The sequence below is a fragment of the Stenotrophomonas sp. STEN020 genome (genome assembly GCF_056760195.1).
Genome location: NZ_JBRREI010000028.1, coordinates 1 through 24,524, shown reverse-complemented (window position 1 = coordinate 24,524; position 24,524 = coordinate 1). Strand labels below are relative to the sequence as shown.

Here is a 24,524-nt window from a genome sequence, read left to right as displayed (position 1 = left end):
ATGACCGCCAACGCTCAACGCGCCATCATCCTGTCCCTGCTCGTGCTGCTGATGGCCGGCACCCGCCTCAACCACTTCGCGCCGATCCCGGATGCTTCGTGGGCGGTGTTCTTCATTGGCGGTTTCTATCTGCGCAACTGGACCCGCTGGGCGTTCCCGCTGCTGATGGGCCTGGCGGTGGTGATTGACTGGGTGGTGATCTCCAACCAGGGCATGAGCTTCTGGCAGCACTACTGCGTCTCGGCCGCCTACTGGATGCTGATCCCGGCCTACTTCGCGATGTGGACCGGCGGCATGCTGCTGCGTCGCTACTACCGCAGCGCCAGCCTCAAGTCGCTGGGCATGCTTGCCGCCACCGTGATCGGTTCGGTCGCGCTGTGCCACCTGATCGCCCAGGGCAGCTTCTATTGGATCAGCGCCTCGGTCGCCGAGCCGACCTTCGCTGGCTGGGCCAAGAACTACAGCGACTGGCTGCTGCCCTACATGCAGAGCGCTGCCATGTACATCGGTGCTGCCGCGCTGGTACAGGTTGTGGCTGAAGCCGTCAGCAAGCAGCCGGCCGCTGGCCGCGTTGCCCACTAAGGGCGCGCTGAGCAATGGGTAACCGCCTTTCCAAGATCTACACCCGCACCGGCGACGATGGCAGCACCGGCCTGGGTGATGGCAGCCGCACCGGCAAGGATTCGTTGCGGGTCAACGCTTACGGCACCGTCGACGAGGCCAATTCGGCCATCGGCGTGCTGTTGGCGGTGGACCTGCCCGAGGACGTGCGCACGCTACTGACCACCATCCAGCACCAGCTGTTCGACCTCGGTGGTGAGCTGTGCATCCCCGGGCACGCCGCCATCCATGGCGCCGACATCGACGCGCTGGAGCAGCACCTGGACCGCTATAACGACGACCTGCCGCCGCTGAAGGATTTCATCCTGCCAGCTGGCGGCGAAGGCGCGGCACGTTGCCACCTGGCCCGCACCATCGTCCGCCGCGCCGAGCGTGAAACCGTGGCACTGGCCCGCGTCGAAGACATCCGTGCCGAAGCGGTGCGCTATCTGAACCGCCTGTCCGACCTGCTGTTCGTGCTGTCCCGCGTACTTGCCCGGGCCGGTGGCCATGGCGAAGTACTGTGGAACCACGAACGCCGTCACGGCTGATCCCCCCCTCCCATACGACGCCGCGCCCCGCGCGGCGTCGACGGTTACAGTGCGGCCATGCTGGTATTCACCCACCCCGCCTGCCTTGAACATGACCCCGGCATCGATCACCCCGAGTCGCCGGAGCGCCTGCACGCCGTCATCTCAGCCCTGCGCGGCGAGTTCCCGGACCAGCTGGAATGGCGCAACGCGCCGCCAGCCAAGCTCGGCGAACTGGCCCGGGTGCATACCCGTGAGCTGATCGATTCGGTATTGCAGCAGCAGACCGCGCCACTGCGGCGTATCGATCTGGACACCTTCAGTTCGCCCGGTTCGGCCAGCGCGGCCCTGCATGCGGCCGGCGCCGGCGTCGCCGCGGTCGACGCGGTGATGCTGGAAGAAGGCAACAAGCACGTGTTCTGCGCGGTACGCCCGCCAGGCCACCACGCCACCGCCGATACCGCGATGGGCTTCTGCCTGTTCAACAACGTCGCCGTGGCCGCGGCCTACGCCCGCGACAAGTACGGCCTGGAGCGCATCGCCATCGTCGATTTCGACGTACACCACGGCAATGGCACCCAGGCCATCTTCGAAACCGAGCCCAAGATCGCCTACTACAGCACCCACCAGTCGGGCCTGTTCCCGTATTCGGGCAATATGCGCGAGCGCGGGGTCGGCAATATCTGCAACATCCTGCTGCCGCCGGGGAGTGGCGGTTTCCGCTTCCGCAACACCTGGGCCGACGAGATGCTGCCGCAGATCGAGGCATTCCGGCCACAGTTGCTGTTCATTTCGGCTGGTTTCGATGCCCACATGCGCGACCCACAGGCCGATCTGATGGTCGAAACCGAGGACTTCGGCTGGCTGACCGCCGAGCTGGTCAAGCTCGCCCAACGCCACGCCAGCGGCCGGGTGGTATCCATGCTGGAAGGCGGCTACGACCTGCAGGCCCTGCGCGAATGCAGCGTCGCGCACGTCCAGGAACTGCTCGCAAGCCGTTGATGGATGAACCCTGCCCGGCCCATCCGGCAGGCTTTCATTGCCCCCATGCAGACGATGCGGCAAGCTAGCGGCCGTTTTCCCCCGAATGCGAACCGCGTGCGCAAAGCTCTCCGCCTGCTACCCCTGCCCTTGGGCATTGCCATCTGCCTGCCCGCCTGGGCCGACGATAAGCCGGTGAACTGGGGCCTGTGCCCGGCTACCGACACGCTTCCCGCCTTTGACGAGGCGCCGCCGGCGGATCCCGCCGCCGCAGCGAACCGCGAGAAGTTGCCCACCGACATCGAAGGCAACGAGCTCACTGGCACCAGCGCCGTACCGCAATACCAAGGCAATGTGCTGCTCAAGCGTGGCGACCAGTTCATGGGCGCCGACAGCCTGCGCCTGGATACCGAAAGCGGCAATTACATTGCCGAGGGCAATGTCCGATATTCAGATTCGTCGATCCGGATGGTCGCCGAGCGCGCCGAAGGCAATCAGGAAACGGACTCGCACAAGATCAGCGATATCCGCTACCAACTGGTTTCCCGTCGCGGCAACGGCTCGGCCGATTCGGTCGACCTGCAGGGCTCGACCGGGCAGATGCACCACTCCAGCTATACCACCTGCGATCCCTCGCAGCCGGTCTGGAAGCTGGTGGCACCGCAGATCGATGTCGACAATGAAGAAGGCTTCGGCACTGCCCGCAATGCGGTGCTGCGCGTGGGCAAGGTGCCCGTGCTGTACATGCCCTACTTCAAGTTCCCGATCGACGACCGTCGCATGACCGGCCTGCTCTATCCGAAGATCAGCCTGTCCGGGCGCAACGGCTTTGACTACGCGCAGCCGATCTACTTCAATCTGGCGCCGAACTACGACGACACCCTGACCCCGCGCTATATGAGCAAGCGCGGGCTCCTGCTCGACAACGAGTTCCGCTATCTGTACTCCGGCGGCCGTGGCCAGCTGGATACCACCTATATGGCGAACGACACATTACGCGACCGCGATCGCGGCAGCCTGTCGTTCAGCGGCTATCACAACATCGACAAGAACTGGCAGGCCCGCGCCAACATGGCCTGGGTCAGCGACGAGCGTTACGTCGAGGACTTTTCCAACCGTCTGAACGGCATCACCGCCTCCAACATACAGAGCACTGCCGGCTTGTACGGTACAGGTCGCGCCTGGACCGCCGGCATCATGGCCGACGAGTGGCAGCTGACCGATTACACGCTGACCGAACAATCCCTGCCTTACAACCGCCAGCCGCGTCTGTTCGCCACCTGGGATGAGAGCTTCGGCCATTGGTTCGAAGCCGGCGTGTATGCCGAAGCGGTGCGCTTCACCCACGATGACATCCGCTACAAGGTGCGGGATGCAGATGGTGAATATGTCCGCACCGGTGACGTCACCCAGATGTTTGGCGGCTCGCGACTGGACATCAAGCCCTACGTCTCGATGCCCTTGGGCGGCGCAGCCTGGTACGTCACCCCGACCCTGGCCTGGCGCTATACCGCCTATGACCTGGAACGTGGCCTGGCCGACGACATCCGCGCCCAGCAGCTGCGCGCAGCCGGCATCAATCCAGCCACTGCCACCCCGGAGCAGCTGCGCGGCAACACCTCGCCCCACCGCAGCCTGCCCATTGCCAGTATCGACATGGGCCTGTTCTTCGATCGTGAGACCACGCTCAAAGGCAAGTCCTATCTGCATACGCTGGAACCGCGGTTGTTCTACCTGAACACCCCGTACCGTGACCAGTCGGACCTGCCGTTGCTCGACACCCGCGCCTTCACCTTCAGTTGGGGCCAGCTGTTCCGCGACTCGCGCTTCACCGGCGCCGACCGCCAGAACGATGCCAACCAGCTGACCACGGCACTGACCACCCGCCTGATCCGTCAGGCTGATGGCCGCGAAAAGCTTTCGGCCAGCATTGGTCAGATCAGCTATTTCGAAGACTCGCGGGTCACCGTCAACCCCGGCGACCCGGTGGTGAGCGAGAGCAAGTCCGCCTGGGTGGCCGACGTCAACTGGGCCATGACCGACCGCTGGACCCTAGGCACCACCTACCAGTGGAACCCCAAGTTCCGCAAGGAAGACCTGGCCAGCGTACGTGCGCGCTACCTGTTGCCCGAAGACGGCGTGATCAACCTGAGCTACCGCTACCGCGGCAACCCGACCACCGGTCAGGAGCAGCTCAAGCAAGCTGATTTCTCCTTCCTGTATCCGATCAACCCGCGCTGGAGCGTCGTTGGCCGCTATTACTACTCCATGGTAGACAGCAAGCCGCTGGAAATCATCGGCGGCGTACAGTGGGACAGCTGCTGCCTGGCGGTGCGTGCACTGGCCCGCCGCTACGTCAAAAACCGCGACGGTGACCTCAACAATTCGTTCCAGATCGAGTTCGTGCTCAAGGGCCTGAGCTCGGTCGGGCAGAACACGGACCGCACCTTGCGCCGTGCTATTCTCGGCTACAACCGAGACGACCTCTACCTCGTTCCGCCGAGCAACATCGAAGCGAACGACGACGACTACGATCCCAACCAGATTCCATGACCAAGACCCTTCCTGCAGTCCTCGCCACCTTGCTGGCGTTCTCCGGCGTTGCCGCCCCGGCTGTTGCGCAGCAGACGCAACCGCTGGATCGCATTGCCGCCATCGTCGACGAGGGCGTCATCCTGCAGAGCGAACTGCAGCGTGCGGTCGCCAACATCAAGGGCCAGTACGCCGGGCGTGAAGCCCAGCTGCCGCCGGAATCGGTATTGGAGCGTCAGGTGCTGGAGCGGCTGGTGCTGGTCAAGCTGCAGGTGGCCCGCGCCGAAAGCAGCGGCATTCGCGTCAGCGATGAAGAACTCAACCACGCCATCGGCAGCATTGCCCAGCAGAACGGCACCAACGTCGATGGCCTGCGTCAGCGCCTGAGCCAGGACGGTATCGGTTTCTCCGACTTCCGTAACTCGGTGCGCGAGGAAATCATCACCCAGCGCCTGCGTCAGAGCTTTGCGCAGAGCCGCATCAGCGTCAGCGAAGGCGAAGTGGATGCCGCGCTGGCCCAGCAGAACGCAGGCGGTGCCCAGTTCCACCTGGCGCACATCCTGATTGCCGTGCCGGAAGGCGCGACTGCCGAGCAGATCGCTACCGGCCAGAGCAAGGTTGACGGCGTCAAGGGCCTGCTCGACAAGGGCGAACTGGACTTCTCTGCTGCAGCCGTCCGTTATTCGGACAGCCCCAACGCGCTGGAAGGCGGCGACCTGGGCTGGCGCAGTGCCGACGAAATCCCCAGCGCGTTTGCCAACCAGATCAAGACCATGAAGGCCGGCGACGTGCTGGGCCCGATCCGTGGCCCGAGCGGCTTCCAGCTGCTCAAACTGGTGGAAACCCGTGATGCCGGCGGCGCTGGCGACAGCGGCCAGAAGGTCACCGAATACCACGCCCGCCATATCCTGGTGCGCGTTACCGACCAGGTCGACGACGCTGCAGCCAAGGCCAAGATCGAAACCCTGCGTGCACGCATCGCTGGTGGCGCCGATTTCCAGGCCGTGGCCAAGGAGTCTTCCGACGACACCAACAGCCGCGGCCAAGGCGGTGATCTGGGCTGGTTCCCGGCCGATGCCTTTGGCCCGGACTTCGGCAAGCAGGTTGAAAGCCTGACTGACAACGGCGTGGGCACTCCGTTCCGCACCGACGCCGGCTGGCATATCGTGCAGCGTGTGGCCAGCCGTCAGACCGACGTTGGCGACAACAACAAGCGCGCCCAGGTCCGTGAACAGATCGGCCGCCGCAAGCTGGACGACGAGTACAACCGTTACCTGCAGGAACTGCGTGGCGAAGCCTACGTCAGCTTCCGCAGTGGCGACCGCGCCGAGGGCACTGCCGACTCGACCAGCACCCCGGCCGAGCCGGCCAAGCCCTGATCCATGACTGCCCAGCTCGCTCTGGTTCCGGGCGAGCCCTCCGGGATCGGCCCGGAACTTTGCATACGTCTTGCCCAACAGCCGCGCAGTGACTGCCGGCTGTTGGCGTTTGCGGACCCGGATACCTTGCAGGCCGCCGCCAGCGCGCTGAACCTGCCGCTGCAGCTGCTGCCAGAACATGCCACTGCCAGCCGCCCGGGCGACCTGCGCCTGCGCGAAGTCCGCAATGCCACCCCTTCGCAGTTCGGGCACGCCGACCCACGCAATGCGCACGCGGTGATCGATGCCCTGCTCGGCGCCGGCCAGGCCTGCCTGGATGGCAGCCTTGATGGTGTAGTCACCGGCCCGGTGCACAAGGCGGTGATCAACCAGGGCGGTATCGCCTATAGCGGCACCACCGAGCTGCTGGCCAACCAGGCCGGCGTCGAAGTGGTGATGATGCTGGCCAATGACATCGTGCGCGTGGCCCTGGCCACCACCCATCTGCCGCTACGCGACGTCGCCGACGCCATCAGCGCCGACAGCCTGCGCAAGGTCATCAGCACCACCGATGCGGCCCTGCGCCGCGATTTCGGCCTGATGCAGCCGCGTATCGCCGTGCTGGGGCTCAACCCGCATGCCGGCGAAGACGGCCATCTCGGCCGTGAAGAGCTGGACCTGATCATCCCGCTGCTCGAGCAGATGCGCGGCGAAGGCCTGAACCTGATTGGCCCGCTGCCCGCCGACACCGCCTTCCTGCCAGCCAAACTGGCCGGCTTCGACACTGTGCTGGCGATGTACCACGACCAGGGCCTACCGGTGCTCAAGTACAGCGGCTTCGAGCAGGCCACCAATATCACCCTGGGCCTGCCCTACCCGCGCGTCGCGGTGGACCACGGCACCGCCCTGGACCTCGCCGGCAAGGGCGTGGCCGACCCCTCCAGCCTGTTTGCGGCAACAGCTTTATGCGCGCAGCTGGCTGCACAACGTAAAATCAGCACATGAATTCAGATCATTCCCCGCGCACGGGCTTCACCGCCCCGGCCAAGAAGCAGCTCGGCCAGCACTTCCTGGCGGACAAGTATTACGTCGAGAAGATCGTCCTGGCGGTCGACCCGAAGGGCGACGACCGTCTGGTCGAGATCGGCCCGGGCCAAGGCGCCATCACCTTCCCGCTGCTGCGCCGCCATCCCAAGCTGACCGTCATCGAGTTCGATCGTGACCTGATCGTACCGCTGACCGAAGCCGCCGCGCCGCTGGGTGAGCTGACCATCGTCCACAGCGACGTGCTGCGGGTGAACTTCACCGAACTGGCCGCAGGCTCCACGATCCGCCTGGTCGGCAACCTGCCCTACAACATCTCCTCGCCGATCCTGTTCCACGCGCTGGACCACGCCGCCGCGATCTCGGACATGACCTTCATGCTGCAGAAGGAAGTGGTCGACCGCATGGCCGCCGGCCCGGGCAGCAAGGTCTACGGCCGCCTCAGCGTGATGCTGCAGGCGTTCTGCGAGGTGCGTGCCTTGTTCGTGGTGCCGCCGGGCGCGTTCCGGCCGCCGCCGAAGGTGGATTCGGCCGTGGTCCGGCTGATTCCGCGTGATCCGGCCACGGTTGGCATCAACGACCGCAAGCGCTTCGCCGACGTGGTGCGCGCCGCCTTCGGCCAACGCCGCAAAACCCTGCGCAACGCCCTCAACGGGGTCATCGACCAGGCCCAGTTCGAAGCCGCCGGCGTACGCAGTGATGTCCGCGCCGAACAGCTGGAAGTTGCCGACTTCATCAGGCTTGCCAACCTGCCGCACGAATAAGCGCTGCAAACACGCAATCCGATCACCTGCTTTTGCTTACACTCCTCCCATGGAAGACACCCGCCACTACGCGATCGAGATCGAGGTCTCGCCTCGTTTCATCGACGACCAGTCGGCCCCTGAAGACGGCCGCTTTGCGTTCGCCTACACGATCCGCATCCACAACCGCGGCACCATGCCGGCACGGCTGATCAGCCGTCATTGGCGCATCACCGACGGCGAAGGCCGGGTCGAGATCGTCGATGGCGATGGTGTGGTCGGCGAGCAGCCACGGCTGCGCCCCGGCGAGGAGTTCCGCTACACCTCCGGAGTAATGCTCGGCACCGAGCGCGGCACCATGCAAGGCCACTACGACATGATCGCCGACGACGGCACCGAGTTCGCCGCACCGATCGCGCCGTTCGTACTCGCCATCCCAAGGACGCTGCACTGATGGCGACCTGGGCAATTGGCGACCTGCAGGGCTGCTACGACGTCACCCAGCGTTTGCTGGAAAAGATCAACTTCGACCCGGCTGCAGACAAACTGTGGTTCGCTGGCGATCTGGTCAACCGTGGCGGCCAGTCGCTGGAAACACTGCGGCTGGTGCACTCGCTGCGCGAACACAGCGTCACCGTGCTCGGCAACCACGATCTGTCCCTGCTGGCCATTGGCGCCCGCAGCGAAGAGGAGCAGCGCAAGGTCAACCCGGACCTGCAGCGCATCGTGCTGGCCGAGGACCGCGACGTGCTGCTGGATTGGCTGCGCATGCAGAAGCTGGCCCACGTCGATCGCGAGCTGGGCTGGATGATGTTCCATGCCGGCCTCGCGCCGAAGTGGACCGTGGCGCTGGCCGAAAAGCACGCCCGCGAAGTCGAGTTGCAACTGCACGGCAATGGCTACCGCAAGCTGTTCCGCAACATGTACGGCGACAAGCCGGCATGGTCGCCGGGCCTGAGCGGTTACGACCGCTCGCGCGCCATCATCAACATCTTCACCCGCATGCGTTACTGCACCCCAAGTGGGCGCATCGGCATGGAAGACAAGGGCACCCCGGGCACCCAGCCGCAGGGTATGTACCCGTGGTTTGAAGTACCTGGCCGGGTCGAGCGCGAACTGAAGATGGTCTGCGGCCATTGGTCGGCGCTGGGCCTGACCATCACCCAGGGCGTGCATGCCATCGATACCGGCGCAGTCTGGGGTGGCAAGCTCACCGCACTGCAGCTGGACAGCGAAGACCTGCGCATCGTGCAGGTGCCGGGCCGCGATGTACCGGTACCAGTACCGGGCCAGCACCCACCACGCAAGCCGCGTGTGGAGGCAAAGGTGGAAGCCAAGCCTGAAGCCAAATCCGAACCTCGCAGCGAAGCGCCCCGCCCCGAGCGCAGCGGCGAACAGCGCCGTCGTCCACGCCGCCATCGTCCGCGTGGAAGAAACGGCAACGGCAACGGCAACGGCAACGGCAACAACAGTACTCCGACGTCGGACAACAACGGACCGGCGGCATGAGGCCTTGGCCATCAGCCCTGCTGCTGATGGCCATCGCAGTGCTTGCTGGCTGTCGCCCGCAGACGGACGACGCGCCAACCAACCCGACGCCGCATGCAGCAATCGAATCTGCGCCTGCAGCCGTCTCACCACCTCTGGTTGCGGCAGCACGGGCGCAGATCGGGGTTACCACCCGCTACGACCCGACCTACTTTTCCCTCGGCTATCCAGGTGGCGATCCACCCGCTGATCGCGGCGTCTGCACCGATGTGGTGATCCGCGCCCTGCGCACGCAGGGCGTAGATCTACAGCAACGCATCAACGAAGACATGCGCGGGAACTTCACCGTCTATCCGCAGCTATGGGGACTGTCGCGACCGGACCGGAACATCGACCATCGCCGCGTGCCCAACCAGATGCACTGGTTCCAGCGTGCCGGCTGGGAACTACCAATCAGCACACTCGCCGACGACTATGCCGCCGGCGACATCGTGGCGTGGAAGCTCAATGGAAATGGCCTGCTGCACGTGGGCATCGTCTCGGATAGACGACTGGACGATGGCACGCCGCTGGTGCTGCACAACATCGCCAACGGCACGCAGGAGCAGGATCTGTTGTTCCGACACACGATCATTGGGCATTACCGGATGCCGAACTGAAGCAGGTCTCGCCCTGCACACAGCGCTGACCGTTGCCGCGTCAATCGCCCCAACAACACCTTCCAACGATTCGACCACCCGCTTTCTCGTGTAACGCGGGGACAGCCAGCTCCTGCCTCTGCGACCAGGTTCGACTTGCCTCCTTCGAACGCTTGCCAAGGGAGGATGGTAAGGGATTTCCGCCTGACTTCAGGGTGCCCTGCCTACTCCCGCGCACGGCATTCAATGACTCGCACATAGGAAACCCCTCGCCGAAGCTGCTACCTCACCTCAAGCACGGCGAAGGGCGGCTTTCCTACCTGCGTGCTCCGGGCGACGGCCTATGGCATGGGCTCAGGAAAGCACAGCTTCGGAAGCCGCGGCTCTCCAAAAGAAGGTAGCTGAAAAATGAACAACGACCCGACTAAGGAAATCAGAAAAAAGTACGCACCCGTGTTCCGCCCACTCGCAAAGAAAACCCCAATGCGCGCGGGAATCGTATTGCTAGCCTACCTGTTGTTGGTCATCGGCAGCATCGTCGCGGGAACCATTTCAATCCACGCATCGACACCGCTTGCGCACATCACCGTCGCCGCGCTGTCGGTGTTCATCGCAACCCGGCTCAGGGGCATCAACAACATTGTCCATGAGTGCAGCCACGCCTCATTCACGCATTCAAAAAAATGGAACGCCATCTATGGCTGCTTGGCATCGGCGATCCTGATGAAATCGTTCCGCACGTACCGGCTGGAACACCGTACACATCACGCCTATCTGGGCCACTACGAACAGGACCTGGACTTTCGCAACATCGAGGAATACCGCCTTGAGGAGCCGGTGACGGCCAAGACCCTCATTCGCCACGCGATCACACCCCTGCTTGGCTTGCATCTGCGCAGATACCTGCAGTTCGATCTGTCATTGAATGACGGCTTCCGCTACGCCGCCATGAAAGCCGTGATTCTCTATGCAGTAGCCTTCTATGCGTTCGATTCATTCGCAGCGGCCCTAGCCTTCGTCATCATCCCGTTCGCATGGATTCACCCCGCCCTGAATTACTGGACCGACTGCATCGACCATGGAGGACTGCTCACCAACAAAGGCGAGATATGGCGCTCAAGAAACATGAAGGTCCCACTGTTGCCCAAGCTCGTATTCTTCCCAAGGAACGACTCTTACCACTTGGTGCACCACCTTTTCCCGGGGGTACCGGTGGAGCATTTCCATCGCTGCCATGACCGATTGATGGAAGACAGCAACTACCGGGCAAATCACCTGCGCACGAGAACACCTTTCAGCGAAGCGGAAGCACCGGATGACCGCGACTTCGACCAGAGCCCCACATGAATGCACTGCTATCCGGATTTTTTCTTGGTCTAAGCCTGATCGCGGCGATTGGCGCTCAGAACGCATATGTTCTGCGGCAGGGTTTGCAGAGGAGACATGTGCTTGCGGTCAGCCTGGCATGTGCGCTGTCCGATGCCGCACTTGTCTTCCTTGGCATCGTCGGGTTCGGCACCATCATCGGCAAGGCCCCGTGGATAGCAACGGTCATGAGCTTGTCTGGGGCCGCATTCCTTGCCTTCTACGCATGCAGAAGCTTCTACTCTGCCCTGCGACACAAGGCAGCGCTCAATCCCGCGGAAACAAGCGCGCCAGATCTGAAAGCCACGCTTCTCACCTGTCTTGCCTTTACCTGGCTCAATCCGCATGTCTATCTCGACACCGTGGTCCTGCTGGGTTCCATTTCGGTCAACTACGGCGCTGAGCGCTTCCATTTTGGCGCGGGTGCTATCACGGCCTCGTTCGTATTCTTTTTCGCTCTGGGCTACGGCGCGCGCCTGCTGGCGCCAGCATTTGCTAATCCGCGCGCATGGCGCGTTCTGGATTTCCTGATCGGCCTGGTAATGAGCGCTTTGGCTGTAAAGCTGCTGCTTGGCGTTTTCGCCTAGGCGGCGTCTGCCCACCGAAGCAGGAGGCGAAAACGCAACTCTTCAAACGCGCACGTAGTGCACAAACCGGAACGTAAACGCATGCCGCTCATCGGCTGCATGCACCTGGCTCTCCACCTCGCGCCACAGCGCCGGATCCACTTCCGGGAAGTGTGTATCGGCAGCCACCTCGGTATCCACCCAGGTCAGGTGCAGGTCGGTCGCCTGATCCATTAGCAACCGATAGATTTCGCCGCCACCGATCACGCACAACTCGTCAGCGCCCTCGCCCACCGCAATCGCCCGCGCTTCATCCAACGAAGCCACCGCACGCATGCCGGCAAACGGCACCTGGCTGCTACGGGTCAACACCAGATTGGTCCGCCCCGGCAGCGCGCGACCCAGCGACTCGGCGGTCTTCCGGCCCATCAGGATGGGCTTGCCAAGGGTCAGCGCCTTGAAGTGCTTGAAGTCATCCGGCAAATGCCACGGCATCGCGTTGTCATGGCCAATGCCACGGTTGCGATCCAGCGCGGCGATCATCGACAGCTTCATCACACCGCCACCGGTGCCTTGATCGCAGGGTGCGGGTGGTAGTCATCAACGCGGATGTCGTCGAACTGGAAGCCGAACAGATCGGTCACTTCCGGATTCAACCACAGCTTGGGCAGCGCGCGCGGTTCACGCGACAGCTGCTCGAGTGCCTGTTCGTAATGGTTGGAATAGATATGCGCATCGCCCAGCGTGTGCACGAAATCACCCACGCCCAAGCCAGTCGCCTGGGCAACCATATGCGTCAGCAGCGCGTAGCTTGCGATGTTGAACGGCACGCCGAGGAAGATGTCGCCGCTGCGCTGGTACAACTGGCAGCTGAGCTTGCCGTCGACCACATAGAACTGGAACAGGTTGTGGCAGGGCATCAGCGCCATCTGCGACAACTCACCCACGTTCCAGGCGCTGACCACCAGCCGGCGCGAATCCGGGTTGCGCTTGATCTCGTCCACCAGCCATTGCATCTGGTCGATCTCGCGGCCATCGGCAGTGGCCCAGCTGCGCCACTGCTTACCGTAGACCGGGCCGAGATCGCCATTGGCATCGGCCCATTCGTCCCAGATGTTGACCTTGTTGTCCTTGAGGTAGGCGATATTGGTATCGCCCTTCAGGAACCACAGCAGCTCGTGGATGATCGAGCGCAGGTGCAGCTTCTTGGTGGTGACCAGCGGGAAGCCCTGGTTGAGGTCGAAGCGCATCTGCCAGCCGAACACGCTGCGCGTGCCGGTGCCGGTGCGGTCGGACTTCTCGGTGCCGTGCTCCATCACATGCTGCAGCAGATCCAGATATTGCTTCATGCCTTCTTCTCTTCCAATGGAAGCACCGGCTGCAACACCGGCGCGCGGCGCGACATTGCCAGCAACACCAAGCCCAGCACGATCAACGGCAGGCTCAGGATCTGGCCACGGGTCAACCAATCAAACGCTACGTACACGCCGTTGTCGGGCATGCGCACGAACTCGACCAGGAAGCGGAAGCTGCCGTACATCAGCGCGAACAGGCCGGACACGGCGTAACGCGGGCGCGGCTTCATCGAGTAGAACCACAGCACCAGGAACATCACCAGGCCTTCCAGCAGCGCTTCATACAACTGCGAGGGATGGCGTGCGTACTGGCTGAGCAGGCCAGCAGCATAGTCCTGCTGGATCTGCGCGGCCGACAACAGCTGCTCCATCGCCGGCAAGCCAGCCGGAATGTCCTTCAGCGGCGAATGCGGGAAGATCACGCCCCAGCCGGCATTGGTGAACTTGCCATACAGCTCGCCTCCGATGAAGTTGCCCAAACGGCCGAAGCCCAGGCCCAGCGGTACCAGCGGCGCGACGAAGTCGATGGTGTCGAAGAAATGCAGCTTGTGCTTGCGTGTCCACCACCAGCCGGCAATCAACACGCCGAGCAGACCACCGTGGAAACTCATGCCGCCTTCCCATACCCGCAGCAGGATCAGCGGATTGGCGAGGAAGTCGGCAGTTGCGTAGAACAGCATGTAGCCGATGCGCCCGCCCAGCACCACGCCCAGCATCGCGTAGAACAGCAGGTCGGAGAACCCGTTCATATCCACGCCTGGCAAGCGCCCGGCGAGGATGCGTGAGCGGCCCAGCCACCAAGCGGCAGCAAAGCCAAGCAGGTACATGACGCCGTACCAGTGCACATCGATCGGACCCAGCGAGAAAGCGATGGGATCTATGTCATGAAGAAAGAGCATGCGGGCACTGTCAGGCGAACCAGCCCCTATTCTCGGGGTAGCAGCCCTTGCCACTCAACCCATGGTTCAGCCAAACACCTGCGGGCGGTCAGGTAACTCGTTGCGGGTGCGCCCCGCCGGATCCGGTGGAAAGTGCGCCGACAGCAGCTGCGAGACCTCGGCCACCGCCGCCAGCACCGCTTGCTCGCGGGTATTCCCGTTCAGCTGCTCACGCAGGTGATCGCAGATCAGCTGCCATTGCGCCGTATCCACCCGCGCCCGCAGGCCACGGTCGGCGACAATCTCGATGGCATGGTCGGCCAGCAACAGATAGATCAACACGCCGTTGTTGGCCTCGGTGTCCCAGGTGCGCAACAGCGCGAAGGCGTGCTCGGCGCGGGCGCGGGGGCTGGTGTTCTTCCACAGCAGGGCAAGCGGCAGATCGGACTCGACCGCGAACATCACCTGACCGCTGTGCAGACGCTCGCCATCGGCAATGGCATGGGCGACCCGGTCCAGGCTGGCCTCCGGAAATGCGGCATGCGCGGAGGGAGCAAAGAAATGTCGTAACCAGCGCATCACCAGCTCCCCGAGGCGCCACCGCCTCCCGAACGTCCACCACCGCCGCCCCAACCGCCACCTCCGCCGAAGCCTCCACCGCCTCCGCCAAATCCACCGCCACCAAAACCGCCGCCGCCACCCCAGCCACCACCGCTGGCAAAACCACCGCTGGAGCTCTTGCCCAGCGACAACAGGAAGGCCACCAGCGCGGCGATACCGCCGCCAACCGCCGACAGCAGCAGCCAACCGGCCGCACCGGCTATCAGGCCCGAGACCACGCCACGGATCGGCCGCGGCAGCTTGGCCAGCAGCATGCGCATGAAGGTGGAGGCAAACACACCGATCATGATCGCGAAGAAGAAGATCGAATCACCGCTGCCACCGCCACCATCACGGTTGCTGCTGACCGGTGTCGGTAGTTCCTCGCCATCGATGATCTTGACCAGCACCGCACTGGCAGCGGTAACACCGCCGGCGTAATCGTTCTGGCGGAAGTGCGGCACCAGGTATTCCTGGATAACCCGGTTGGCGATCGCATCCGGGATGGCACCTTCCAGACCATAACCCGGCTCGATCCGTACCCGCCGGTCGTCCTTGGCCACCAGCAGCAACACGCCATCATCCACGCCCTTGCGGCCGATCGCCCACTGGTCGAACACGCGGGTGCTGTACTGAGCGATGTCCTCGGGCTGGGTGGTCGGCACGATCAATACCTGCAGCTGCGCACCCTTGCGCTGCTGCAGGGCAATGGCCTGCTGCTCCAGCGCCTGTTTTTGCGCCGCATCGAGGGTGCCGGTGGTATCGACCACCGGCGAATCCAGCGGCGGGATCGGCGCTAGCTGCTGGGCCAGCACCGGACCTGCCCAGCCGAGGCCGAGCAGGCACAGCAGCAAGCCGAAGCGCTGCAGCAACGCGCTCATCGCGCGCAGCTCACTGTGCCGGCGCGGGCTGCGGCGGCGTCTGCTGCGGCGCTGCCGGCTGGCTGCCGAAGCTCACGCTCGGCGGTTGCGCGATCTGCGCCTCGTTGTCGACGGTGAAATTGGGCTTGGCCGCATAGCCGAACATCTTGGCGGTGATCACCTGCGGGAACGAGCGGATATAGGTGTTGTAGTCCTGCACCAGCTGGATGTAACGGCCGCGGGCCACGGTGATGCGGTTCTCGGTACCTTCCAGCTGCGCCTGCAGGTCACGGAAATTCTGGTCCGACTTCAGCGTCGGGTAGTTCTCACTGACCACCAGCAGGCGCGACAGCGCGCTGCCAAGCTCGCCCTGGGCCTGCTGGAACTGCTTGAGCGAATCAGCATCGTCGGCATTGACCTGGATCTGCCCGACCTTGGAGCGGGCATTGGTGACCTCGGTCAGCACCTGCCGCTCCTGCTGGGCATAGCCCTGCACGGTGTTGACCAGGTTGGGGATCAGATCGGCACGGCGCTTGTACTGGTTGACCACCTCGGACCAGCCGGCCTTGACCGCCTCATCCTTCTGCTGGATGGCGTTGTAGCCACAGCCGGAAATGGAAATCACCGCGATGACAAGCAACATCAGGCGAAGGTACTGGCGCATGGGTCGGACCCTGGATGGCTGGAGTGCCGAGCATGCCACGTTGCCTGTTCAAGGTTTGCAAAGACGGGGGGGCCGGAAACGCACTCGGGCCAGGCGGTTGTGGGAGCGGCGTCAGCCGCGAAGCAGGCCATCCTTCAGATTGCAGGAGTGTCCAAAACTCCAGCTATGCCAGCTTCGCGGGGGGCGGCCCGCCGTAAAAAAAAAAAGCCCGGGCCCGCCGGGGCGGCCGGGTGGGGCGTTTTTTGGGGGGGGGGGGGGGGCGCGGGGCGCCCCCCCATACCCTCCAACTCTTACTTTTGCCCGCCGGCCACAAACCCACCTCCCCCCCCGAGGCGGGCCCCCCCCCGCTCCTACAAGAAAAAACGAAGGGCCGGCAGAGCCGGCCCTTTGGATCCTTTTGTCGGCCGGGGATGCCGGCCGATCAAACACTTACCAGTTGTCCGAACCCGGTACGTGATGAGCCTTGGCATTGCGCCGCATCAGCAGGTTCAGCCATTCCACGAGGATCGAAAAACCCATCGCCGCATAGATGTAGGGCTTGGGCACATGCACGTCCAGGCCATCCAGCACCAGTACCGCACCCACCATCAGGATGAAGGCCAGCGCCAGCAGCTTCACGGTCGGGTTGGCATCAATGAAACGACCCAGCGGGTTGGCTGCCAGCAGCATCACCGCTACCGACAACAGCACCGCACAGACCATCACCGGCACATGCGAGGCAATGCCGACGGCAGTGATCACCGAGTCCAGCGAGAACACGATGTCGATCACCGCGATCTGCGCGATCACCATGCCGAACGACGACGCCACCTTGGTCGTGGTCGGGTCTTCATCTTCGCCGCCGGTAACCAGTTCGCGGATCTCCTTCGCGCCCTTGTACAGCAGGAACAGGCCGCCCACGATCAGCACCAGATCACGGATGGAAATGCCCATGCCGGCCACGGTGAACAGGTTTGCCTCCATGTGCGCCAGGTAGGCCAGCGAGATCAGCAGCAGGATGCGGGTGATGCAGGCCACCGCGATGCCAACGCGACGCGCCAGCGGACGCTTCTCCTCGGGCAGGCGCCCGACCGCGATGGAAATGAAAACCAGGTTGTCGATACCGAGCACGATTTCCAGTGCGCTGAGCATGAACAGGGTGACCCATACGTTCGGGTCGGCTAGAAACTCAAGAGACATGCGAACAATCCTTCAATAAAACCAATGCATCAGCGCCACCCGGCAGCTGACTTGTCAAAAAACGCGCGGCAGCAGAATCAGGCCCCAGCACAACAGCACGTTCATCATCAGCACGAATACCGCCGCCGAGCCCATGTCCTTGGCGCGGCCGGCCAGCACGTGATACTCCGGGCCGTAGCGCTCGATCACCGCCTCGATGGCCGAGTTGGCCAGCTCCATGGCGATCACCAGCAGCATCGAGCCGATCATCAACACCTGCTCCACCGGCCCCTGGCCCAGCCAGAACGCCAGCGGTGCCAGCACCACGAACAGACAGACTTCCAGCCTGAACGAGGACTCGTGCATCCAGGCAGCGCAAAGCCCCTGCCAGGACCACTTGGCGGCCTTGAGGATGCGCCCGGGGCCACGCGGCATATGCCCGATCTGATCAGCCATGCGACACCTTGCCAGTTGCCGCAGCGCGGCCGAGCAAAACCTTGGAGGCTGAACAACCACTCATGGGAATGACACCGGTAGCGTGAGATTAGCCGCCAATTTTGCCACATCTGGCCCTTGCTTACCGCGGCCGCCGCCAAGCCCCACCTCAGCGATAGAGCAGGGTCACGGTGGTTCCCTGCCCCTCACGGCTGTCGATCTCTATACGCCAGCCGCAGCGCTCACACAGCCGGCGCACTATCGGCATGCCCAGCCCGACGCCCAGCTGGCGACCGCCGTCGGCCCGGAAGAAGGGGTCGAATATCCGCGCAAGCGCCTCGCTGCTCATGCCGATGCCGGTATCGCGGACCACCACCTGGCCCGGCATCACCCGCACCTCCACCTCGCCCACATCGGTGTACAGACAGGCATTGCGCAGCAGATTGGCCACTACCACGTGCATCACCCGCGGCGGCGCCATCAGCATCTGGCTACCTTCAACCACGACCCGCAGCTGTACCTGCTTGCCCTGCAACAGCTCTTCGACGTTGGCAGCCTCGTAGCGCACCACCTCGCCGACATCAAACAGCTCCGACTGCGGCTCCACATCCACCTCGCGGGCCAGCAGCAGGAAGGCATCGATCACTGCCTCCATATCGCGCCCGGCGCGCTGAATGCGCTGCAGGCTGCGCTGCAATCGTGGGGTCAGCCCGGAATCGGCCAAGGCCATGTCACTGGCCATGCGGATCACGGTCAGCGGAGTACGCAGCTCATGACTGGCATCGCGGGTGAAATTGCGCTCGCGTGCCACGTGGTCGGCAACCTTTCCGGCCATGTCATGCAGGGCCAGCGCCAATTGCCGGGTCTCGCCTTGTACCTCCGGCGGCAAGCGCTCCGGTGCCAGCTCGTTTGCATCGGGGTGGCGTGGATCCCACAGCGATACCCGTCGTGCCAGCCAGCTCACTGGCGCAACCAGCCGCGATGAGGACCGATAGGTCAGCCAGGACGCCGCATGGATGGCCAGCAGTACCAGCAGCACCCCTCCCCAGACGGCCGCGCGGTGCACAGGCGAACGCTGGAACACCAGATACAGCCGCCCCTCCGGGTGCTGATCCACCAGCACCAGTTGATCGAAAGACTCCAGCTCATGAAAGCCCAGTGCCAGTGCACGCAGCTGCACAGGCACCACCGCAGCGGGCTGCCCGGCAGGCTGCAGATAGCCACGGACACGGAGAGTATTGGGCGGCGCCATATCCGGCGCCTGCGCGCGCTGCTGCCAGTAGTACTGCGCTTCGTTCTGCAGGACCGAATTGATCAGGCCGTACTTGATCACCAGCGCCATCAGATAGCCACCAAGCAACACCGCCAGACTAGCCAGCAAGGCCTGCAGGATGAACGCCATTTTGATCTTGCGCGGTAACCCGTACGACATGCGCCCCCCCTAGAAGCCCGAGTGATTATAGGGACTGGACTGGAGCGGCATAGCCACAGAAATACCTGACATGAAAAAACCGCCGCGACTCATGTTCTGCGGCGGTTCTTCAAAACACAGGTGCCAGTACACGCCCCCTGCAGATCAGCCCATGGACTGACCGATGTCGGCAATCCGGTAACCGGCACTCTGCACGGTATGCAGCAAGGGTCGGTCAAACGGCTTGTCGATGATCTTGCGCAGGTTGTACAGATGGCTGCGCAAGGTATCCGAATCAGGCAGGCCATTGCCCCAGATCTCGCGCTCGATTTCCTGGCGGGTCACCACACGCGGTGATTCGCGCATCAGGATGGTGAGCAGGCGCAGGCCGATCGGCGACAGTTGCAGCTCGCTGCCGGCACGGGTGGCCCGCATGCTGACCGGATCCAGCACCAGATCGGCGACCTTCAGCACTTCAGCACCCACCTGACGGCGCTCGCGGCGGATCAGTGCACGCAGGCGTGCTTCCAGCTCCTGGATCGCGAACGGTTTGGTCAGGTAGTCATCAGCGCCATAACCAAGCCCGGTGAGCTTGTCGTCCAGCGTGTCGCGTGCGGTCAGCATCAGCACCGGCGTGGACTTGCGTGCTTCGTTACGCAGGCGGCGGCATACTTCGATGCCGTCCAAGCGCGGCAGCATCAGGTCCAGCACCACCACGTCGTAACTGTTCTCGGCGGCCAACCGGTAGCCATCCAGGCCATCAGCTGCGTAGTCCACCTCAAACCCCTTGCCTTCCAGGTATTCGCCAATCATCTCGGAGATGTTGCGGTTGTCTTCGACAACCAATACCAGCCCGGACGATTCCTTGGTCTGTCGCATGGAGCCTCCTTAGTCTTCAGCTTTGTGAAAGATGCCGCACTCCTGGTGGATTTCGTGTGAAGACGCCTTTACGCATCTTTGGTATCAACTGAAACTTATTCAGCACAGACAAGCGCTTGCCAGTCCGCGCCCTATGCTATCGACCCACCTTAATGAAACTGGATATGGCCGCCCCGTCCTTTACTGCCTATCTCTACCCGGTACTGCTGCTGGTTGCCAGCAACGTATTCATGACCATCGCATGGTATGGCCACCTGAAGTTCAAGACAGCCCCGTTGATGACGGTGATCCTGGTCAGCTGGGGCATCGCCTTTTTCGAGTACTGCCTGCAGGTTCCGGGCAACCGCATGGGCAGTGCGGTGTATTCGGCCCCGCAGCTCAAGGGCATGCAGGAAGTGATTACCCTGGTGGTGTTCGCGGTGTTTTCTGCCACCTACCTGGGGCAACCGCTGAAGTGGAACCACTGGGCAGCGTTCGCGCTGATCGTGGTGGCTGCGCTGCTGATGTTCAAGGAATAGGCCCAGAAGTGTGATGTGGGAGCGGCGTCAGCCGCGAAGCTGGCATCAATAGAATCACCGACATGCCGGTGACCCGATAGACCAGTGGCTTTCGCGGCTTACGCCGCTCCCACAAGATCAAAAAAAGCCGGGTACGGCCAACTTACTTGGCGGCTTCCACATACTTGGCAAACACCGCATCGATCTTGCTGGTGTCCAGCGCCGCGCCGCCCTGGATCTCTTCGGCCTGCTGGAACAGCGGCATGATCATCGCCATGCCATCGAGCTTGGTCTTCAGATGCACGCCCGGTGCCTTGCCGAGGAAGCCATCCCAGCGCTGGCGTACCTGCGCCCAGAACGGTGCGGTGGCAGCCCAGTAATCGCGTGCAGGCTTGAAGTTCACTTCGGTGGTCTTGATGTAGTCGTTGAAACCGAACTCGCGCGCGATTTCCACCTGGCTGCCGTCCGCATTGCGCTGCACCTTGGTGTTGAACTGTTCGTGGGTCCAGCCATTCGGGGTCAGCGTGTGCTGGTTCACCACCGCCAGCGCGTTGTAGTCGCTGCGCTTGGTGTATTCGCGGCGCGGCAACGGGCGCCAGCTCAGGTCGCTGGTCCAGGTCGGCACATTGTTGTTGTAGCTCCAGCGGCCGGTACCGCAGTAGCGCGGCGCATCGCTGACTTCGTAGACGCACTGCGTCCAAGCACCCTGGTTCAACGCGGCCGGAATCGCGCGCACGGCCCAGGTCTGCTCGGCAGTGAACTCGAAGCGCTGCGCTGCTTCGTAGACCCAATCCTGGCGCCAATGCTTGGTGACATGGCCGCTCTTGGTATCGACCAGCAGGTGCTGCAGCACGATGCGCTGCGGGGTGTCTTCAACCACGATCACCACTTCATCACCACCGCTGCGCATCGCCGACGCGCGTTCGTAGCCGGGCTTGAGCAGCACGGTTTCATCGAAAGCGAAGTCCACCGTGTACTCACCCTGCATCTTCAGGATGCTGTCGTGGTCACGGGCGATATCGGCAGTAGCGGCGCTGGCGGCGGTGCTGACGAAAAACAGCAGCGGCAGGCTGGCGGAAAGCAGTTTCATGGATTTTCCTTGTGCGAATGGAAGGGATGGCCATCCGTGGCCGCGATGCGCTCCTTCGCCGGCTCCTGGAGGAACCGCTAACGTTGTTGCTTACCAGGACACCGAGACGCTGGCCGAAACGGTGCGACCCGGGTTGCTGAAGCGATCAATCACGGTGCTGCTGCCAGCCAGCGTCGAGGTGATGCTGGACCAGTCGATGTAGTTGCGATCAGTAAGGTTGAACACACCGACATTGAACTTGGCACCCGGTGCGAAGTCCCAATGCGCCATCAGGTCCATCACGCCGTAACCGGCCGGACGATACGCCGTGGCCACTGCAACGCGGTCCTTGCGGCGGGCGAAGGTGCCAGCTAGTTCCACGCCCCAATCATCTCGGTCGTACATCAGGCCGAAGGTGCCGCGCAGCGGATCCACCGAATCCAGCGGAGTGTCTTCGGTACGGTTCTGCCCATGCGCCCATGCCACCGCGCTGCGGAGGCCCCAGCCCTTCAATGCATCACTGACCTGGCCGAAATCGACACCGGCCTTCAGCTCAGCACCATAGATGCGCGCATCAGCGATGTTCTGCGACTGGAACACCATCAGACCCTGCGCATTGACGCCGACATAGCGCTGCGATTCGATGAAGTCGCGGTAGTCGTTCCAGTAGCCGCTGACGCTCATGTAAGCGACCGGGCTGACATAGCGCACGCCCAGCTCCACACCATTGCTGGTTTCCGGCTTCAGGTCCGGATTGGGGATGGCGGTGTAACGAAAGGTCAGATTTGTGAAACCCAGGTTGACGTCGTTGTACGGCGGCGAACGGAAGCCATGCGCGTAACCGGCAAACACCGACCACTGGTCATCGAAACGCCACACCACGCCCAGCTTCGGCGATACGCTGGTCTTGGTCAGCGAAGCGACCGCCATGTTCGGATTGTCTTCCCTGAATATCGCATCCAGCTCGGGCTTGAGCCGGTAGTGGTCAACGCGCAGGCCAGGCACAACTGACAGACGTCCATCGGCCAGACGCATCTCGTCCTGCACATACAGGCCGAGTTCTGTGGTCTTGCTGATCGGGAAATCGCGCACCGGGAAGTTGTCCGGCGAGATGTTGGAGCTGATCGTGCCGTTGGCCAGTACCTGGTAGCCATCGCGCTTCTGGCGGATGTCGGTCTGCGCGCCATCGAAGCCCCAGGTCAGCGCGTGCTCGACCGAACCGGTCTGCAAGGCCTTGTTGAACTGCAGCTGCGCACCGTACACCAGCTGGTCGAAATGGAAGGCGCGATGACGGCGGCTGCCATTGGTACGGCCTTCGTTGGTGACCTGCTTGGTTTCGCTGTTCTGGCGATAGATCTGCCAGTTCATGCTGTCGGCAAAGGCTGCGTCCAGCGCATCCATTTCATGGGCGAAGGACAGGCGCGTGCGGTTCTGGGTGTCGTGTGCGGTCATGTCGGTGGTGGTACGCGACGCTGCCACCGGATGCTTGTTGTTGACTGAAGAAAACACGTCGGTATCGGTGCTGTCCTCGTTACCTTCAACGGTCAGGCGGAAGCGCTGGCTTTCATCCGGCGCATAGACCAGCTTGGCCAGCACGCTGCGGCCGTCGCGTTCCTGCGGATTCGGCGCGGTGCGGGTGTAGTCCATGCTGCGCACATCACCCTTGTTGCCAGTCTCCTGACCCTGGTGATGGTTGACGTTGACCATGCCGCTCCAATGTTCACCGCCCCAAGCAGCGGTTGCACCGGCCAGCAGGCCCTTCCACTCACCGTCATAGCCAAACTTCAGGCCGACATAGCTGTCCTTGCCGTCCTTCAGGTAGTCCGCCGGATCCTTGGTGACGAAGGCCACCACGCCACCGAGTGCATCTGAGCCATACAGCGAGCTGGCCGGGCCGCGCACGATTTCCACGCGCTTGAGCGTTTCCAGATCAGTGAAGTTGCGGTTGCTGTTGGCGAAGCTGCCGATGTTGAAGCTCTTCGGCATGGCGATGCCGTCGGTCTGGATCAGCACGCGGTTGGCGTCCAGGCCACGGATGCGGAAGCCACCCAAGCCGAAACGGGTCGCGCTGCGGGTGACCGACACGCCCGGCTCGTAACGCACCAGGTCGGCGATGTCGTTGGCCAACTGCTTGTCCAGCTGCTCGCGGTCGATCACATCAACCGTGGCAGCGACATCACTGAGTGCACGCTCGGTACGAGTGGCGGTGACCTGGACGCGGTCGAATTCATGGGCGACGGGCAAGGCCGCGTTTTCTGCATGCGCGGGCGACAGCACCGCCCACAGGGCAGCAGTCAAGACAGTTGGACGGATCATGGAGGCCTGGAATCGTGGAGTGAACAAAACCCCTGACAGACAGCCCGGTTGCCGGAGCAACCAGACTGCAGTCAAGGGGGGAGAGAGCTGTGCACTCAGGGGCCAAGCGCGAGCACGCTGGCTGCGGCGAATGCGGCCGTGCTGCGGCTTACTTGGTGAGGATCAGCTTGTCGTTGCTGGTATGCCGCAGGCGATAGAACTTGTCGCCATGCTGGATCACGATCTCGCGCTGACCCTTGAGCAGGGCACCGCTATCGACAACGCCGTCGACCGGCAACAACTGGACCGGGCGCTGCGGCAGGTGGAGGGTGCGGGGGCGAAGCATAACGGGCTGGGCCGACATCATCGTGATTCCGTGCTGGGGACGGAGTTGATGATAATGATTCTCAATAACGATGCAAGAACTATTTACAACAACTCCACAATCCGCAGCCAAACCCTGTCGGACAGGGCCATTCGCTCCACCTGTAGTGGGGGGGGGGGGGGCGGGGGGGGGGGGGCGGGGGCCCCGGGCCGCGGTGGAGGAGGGGGGGGGGGGGCGCGGCGCGCGGGGGGGG

At 63.3% G+C, this 24,524-nt stretch carries 26 protein-coding genes; 13 read left to right on the top strand and 13 right to left on the bottom strand.

Features of this window, described 5'->3' with window-relative positions:
• From ACVOLZ_RS12945 to ACVOLZ_RS12890, 12 genes are all read left to right on the top strand, one after another.
• The gene (locus tag ACVOLZ_RS12945; protein WP_481516512.1) at positions 1–582 is read left to right on the top strand and encodes a hypothetical protein; all 582 of its coding nucleotides are present in this window, start codon (positions 1–3) and stop codon (positions 580–582) included.
• Between the two features lie 14 nt (positions 583–596).
• Entirely contained in the window at positions 597–1,151 is a 555-nt protein-coding gene (locus tag ACVOLZ_RS12940) for a cob(I)yrinic acid a,c-diamide adenosyltransferase (RefSeq protein ID WP_282270799.1), read from the top strand.
• Between the two features lie 57 nt (positions 1,152–1,208).
• On the top strand, positions 1,209–2,132 hold the full coding sequence (locus ACVOLZ_RS12935) for a histone deacetylase family protein (RefSeq protein WP_481516511.1): 924 nt from the start codon (positions 1,209–1,211) through the stop codon (positions 2,130–2,132).
• A gap of 96 nt (positions 2,133–2,228) precedes the next feature.
• Complete coding sequence (gene lptD / locus ACVOLZ_RS12930; RefSeq protein ID WP_481516510.1) at positions 2,229–4,664, top strand: LPS-assembly protein LptD; 2,436 nt, start codon at positions 2,229–2,231, stop codon at positions 4,662–4,664.
• Positions 4,661–6,022 (top strand): peptidylprolyl isomerase, encoded by a 1,362-nt coding sequence (locus ACVOLZ_RS12925; protein ID WP_481516509.1) that lies wholly within the window; start codon positions 4,661–4,663, stop codon positions 6,020–6,022. The genes lptD and ACVOLZ_RS12925 overlap by 4 nt, the downstream gene beginning before the upstream one ends.
• A gap of 3 nt (positions 6,023–6,025) precedes the next feature.
• A complete protein-coding gene (gene pdxA / locus ACVOLZ_RS12920) occupies positions 6,026–7,006 on the top strand; it encodes a 4-hydroxythreonine-4-phosphate dehydrogenase PdxA (protein ID WP_481516508.1) in 981 nt (326 codons plus the stop codon).
• Positions 7,003–7,809 carry a 16S rRNA (adenine(1518)-N(6)/adenine(1519)-N(6))-dimethyltransferase RsmA gene (rsmA, locus tag ACVOLZ_RS12915; protein ID WP_481516507.1) on the top strand — a complete coding sequence of 269 codons (807 nt, stop codon included), beginning with the start codon at positions 7,003–7,005 and terminating at the stop codon, positions 7,807–7,809. Before pdxA ends, rsmA begins: the two co-directional genes overlap by 4 nt.
• A 49-nt stretch (positions 7,810–7,858) precedes the next feature.
• On the top strand, positions 7,859–8,242 hold the full coding sequence (gene apaG / locus ACVOLZ_RS12910; protein WP_481514020.1) for a Co2+/Mg2+ efflux protein ApaG: 384 nt from the start codon (positions 7,859–7,861) through the stop codon (positions 8,240–8,242).
• A complete protein-coding gene (locus ACVOLZ_RS12905) occupies positions 8,242–9,297 on the top strand; it encodes a symmetrical bis(5'-nucleosyl)-tetraphosphatase (RefSeq protein WP_481516506.1) in 1,056 nt (351 codons plus the stop codon). The genes apaG and ACVOLZ_RS12905 overlap by 1 nt, the downstream gene beginning before the upstream one ends.
• Positions 9,294–9,935: a DUF1287 domain-containing protein gene (locus ACVOLZ_RS12900; protein ID WP_481516505.1), complete on the top strand. Its 642-nt coding sequence runs from the start codon at positions 9,294–9,296 to the stop codon at positions 9,933–9,935. Before ACVOLZ_RS12905 ends, ACVOLZ_RS12900 begins: the two co-directional genes overlap by 4 nt.
• Positions 9,936–10,322: 387 nt before the next feature.
• The gene (locus ACVOLZ_RS12895) at positions 10,323–11,261 is read left to right on the top strand and encodes a fatty acid desaturase family protein (RefSeq protein WP_481516504.1); all 939 of its coding nucleotides are present in this window, start codon (positions 10,323–10,325) and stop codon (positions 11,259–11,261) included.
• Complete coding sequence (locus ACVOLZ_RS12890) at positions 11,258–11,866, top strand: LysE/ArgO family amino acid transporter (protein WP_481516503.1); 609 nt, start codon at positions 11,258–11,260, stop codon at positions 11,864–11,866. Before ACVOLZ_RS12895 ends, ACVOLZ_RS12890 begins: the two co-directional genes overlap by 4 nt.
• 42 nt (positions 11,867–11,908) lie before the next feature.
• Here ACVOLZ_RS12890 and ACVOLZ_RS12885 read toward each other — a convergent pair whose 3' ends face one another.
• The 10 genes from ACVOLZ_RS12885 to ACVOLZ_RS12840 all read right to left on the bottom strand — a co-directional run bounded on the left by ACVOLZ_RS12885 (position 11,909) and on the right by ACVOLZ_RS12840 (position 20,085).
• Complete coding sequence (locus tag ACVOLZ_RS12885) at positions 11,909–12,400, bottom strand: dihydrofolate reductase (RefSeq protein WP_481516502.1); 492 nt, start codon at positions 12,398–12,400, stop codon at positions 11,909–11,911.
• The gene (locus ACVOLZ_RS12880; protein ID WP_481516501.1) at positions 12,400–13,194 is read right to left on the bottom strand and encodes a thymidylate synthase; all 795 of its coding nucleotides are present in this window, start codon (positions 13,192–13,194) and stop codon (positions 12,400–12,402) included. The genes ACVOLZ_RS12885 and ACVOLZ_RS12880 overlap by 1 nt, the downstream gene beginning before the upstream one ends.
• Positions 13,191–14,099 (bottom strand): prolipoprotein diacylglyceryl transferase, encoded by a 909-nt coding sequence (gene lgt, locus ACVOLZ_RS12875; protein WP_481516500.1) that lies wholly within the window; start codon positions 14,097–14,099, stop codon positions 13,191–13,193. Before lgt ends, ACVOLZ_RS12880 begins: the two co-directional genes overlap by 4 nt.
• Positions 14,100–14,165: 66 nt before the next feature.
• Entirely contained in the window at positions 14,166–14,657 is a 492-nt protein-coding gene (locus tag ACVOLZ_RS12870) for a TPM domain-containing protein (RefSeq protein WP_481516499.1), read from the bottom strand.
• The gene (locus tag ACVOLZ_RS12865; RefSeq protein ID WP_481516498.1) at positions 14,657–15,559 is read right to left on the bottom strand and encodes a TPM domain-containing protein; all 903 of its coding nucleotides are present in this window, start codon (positions 15,557–15,559) and stop codon (positions 14,657–14,659) included. Before ACVOLZ_RS12865 ends, ACVOLZ_RS12870 begins: the two co-directional genes overlap by 1 nt.
• A 10-nt stretch (positions 15,560–15,569) precedes the next feature.
• Positions 15,570–16,202 (bottom strand): LemA family protein, encoded by a 633-nt coding sequence (locus tag ACVOLZ_RS12860; RefSeq protein ID WP_481516497.1) that lies wholly within the window; start codon positions 16,200–16,202, stop codon positions 15,570–15,572.
• A 429-nt stretch (positions 16,203–16,631) separates the two neighbouring features.
• Positions 16,632–17,381, bottom strand: a complete 750-nt coding sequence (locus tag ACVOLZ_RS12855) for a TerC family protein (RefSeq protein WP_481516496.1) — start codon at positions 17,379–17,381, stop codon at positions 16,632–16,634.
• 54 nt (positions 17,382–17,435) lie between these two features.
• A complete protein-coding gene (locus tag ACVOLZ_RS12850) occupies positions 17,436–17,816 on the bottom strand; it encodes a diacylglycerol kinase (protein WP_481516495.1) in 381 nt (126 codons plus the stop codon).
• 148 nt (positions 17,817–17,964) lie between these two features.
• A complete protein-coding gene (locus ACVOLZ_RS12845) occupies positions 17,965–19,227 on the bottom strand; it encodes a sensor histidine kinase (protein ID WP_481516494.1) in 1,263 nt (420 codons plus the stop codon).
• Positions 19,228–19,371: 144 nt separating this feature from the next.
• Positions 19,372–20,085 carry a response regulator transcription factor gene (locus ACVOLZ_RS12840; protein ID WP_057630720.1) on the bottom strand — a complete coding sequence of 238 codons (714 nt, stop codon included), beginning with the start codon at positions 20,083–20,085 and terminating at the stop codon, positions 19,372–19,374.
• 164 nt (positions 20,086–20,249) lie between these two features.
• Between ACVOLZ_RS12840 and ACVOLZ_RS12835 the strand changes: the two genes are divergently transcribed.
• Positions 20,250–20,603, top strand: a complete 354-nt coding sequence (locus ACVOLZ_RS12835; RefSeq protein ID WP_481516493.1) for a DMT family protein — start codon at positions 20,250–20,252, stop codon at positions 20,601–20,603.
• A gap of 142 nt (positions 20,604–20,745) precedes the next feature.
• On the opposite strand, the gene ACVOLZ_RS12830 is transcribed toward ACVOLZ_RS12835, so the two are convergent.
• The 3 genes from ACVOLZ_RS12830 to hemP all read right to left on the bottom strand — a co-directional run bounded on the left by ACVOLZ_RS12830 (position 20,746) and on the right by hemP (position 24,310).
• Entirely contained in the window at positions 20,746–21,672 is a 927-nt protein-coding gene (locus ACVOLZ_RS12830) for a DUF6607 family protein (protein WP_481516492.1), read from the bottom strand.
• A 90-nt stretch (positions 21,673–21,762) separates the two neighbouring features.
• Positions 21,763–23,967, bottom strand: coding sequence for a TonB-dependent hemoglobin/transferrin/lactoferrin family receptor (locus tag ACVOLZ_RS12825; RefSeq protein WP_481516491.1), 2,205 nt, complete (start codon positions 23,965–23,967; stop codon positions 21,763–21,765).
• Between the two features lie 148 nt (positions 23,968–24,115).
• Positions 24,116–24,310: a hemin uptake protein HemP gene (hemP, locus tag ACVOLZ_RS12820; RefSeq protein WP_282273037.1), complete on the bottom strand. Its 195-nt coding sequence runs from the start codon at positions 24,308–24,310 to the stop codon at positions 24,116–24,118.
• Positions 24,311–24,524 lie beyond the last annotated feature (214 nt).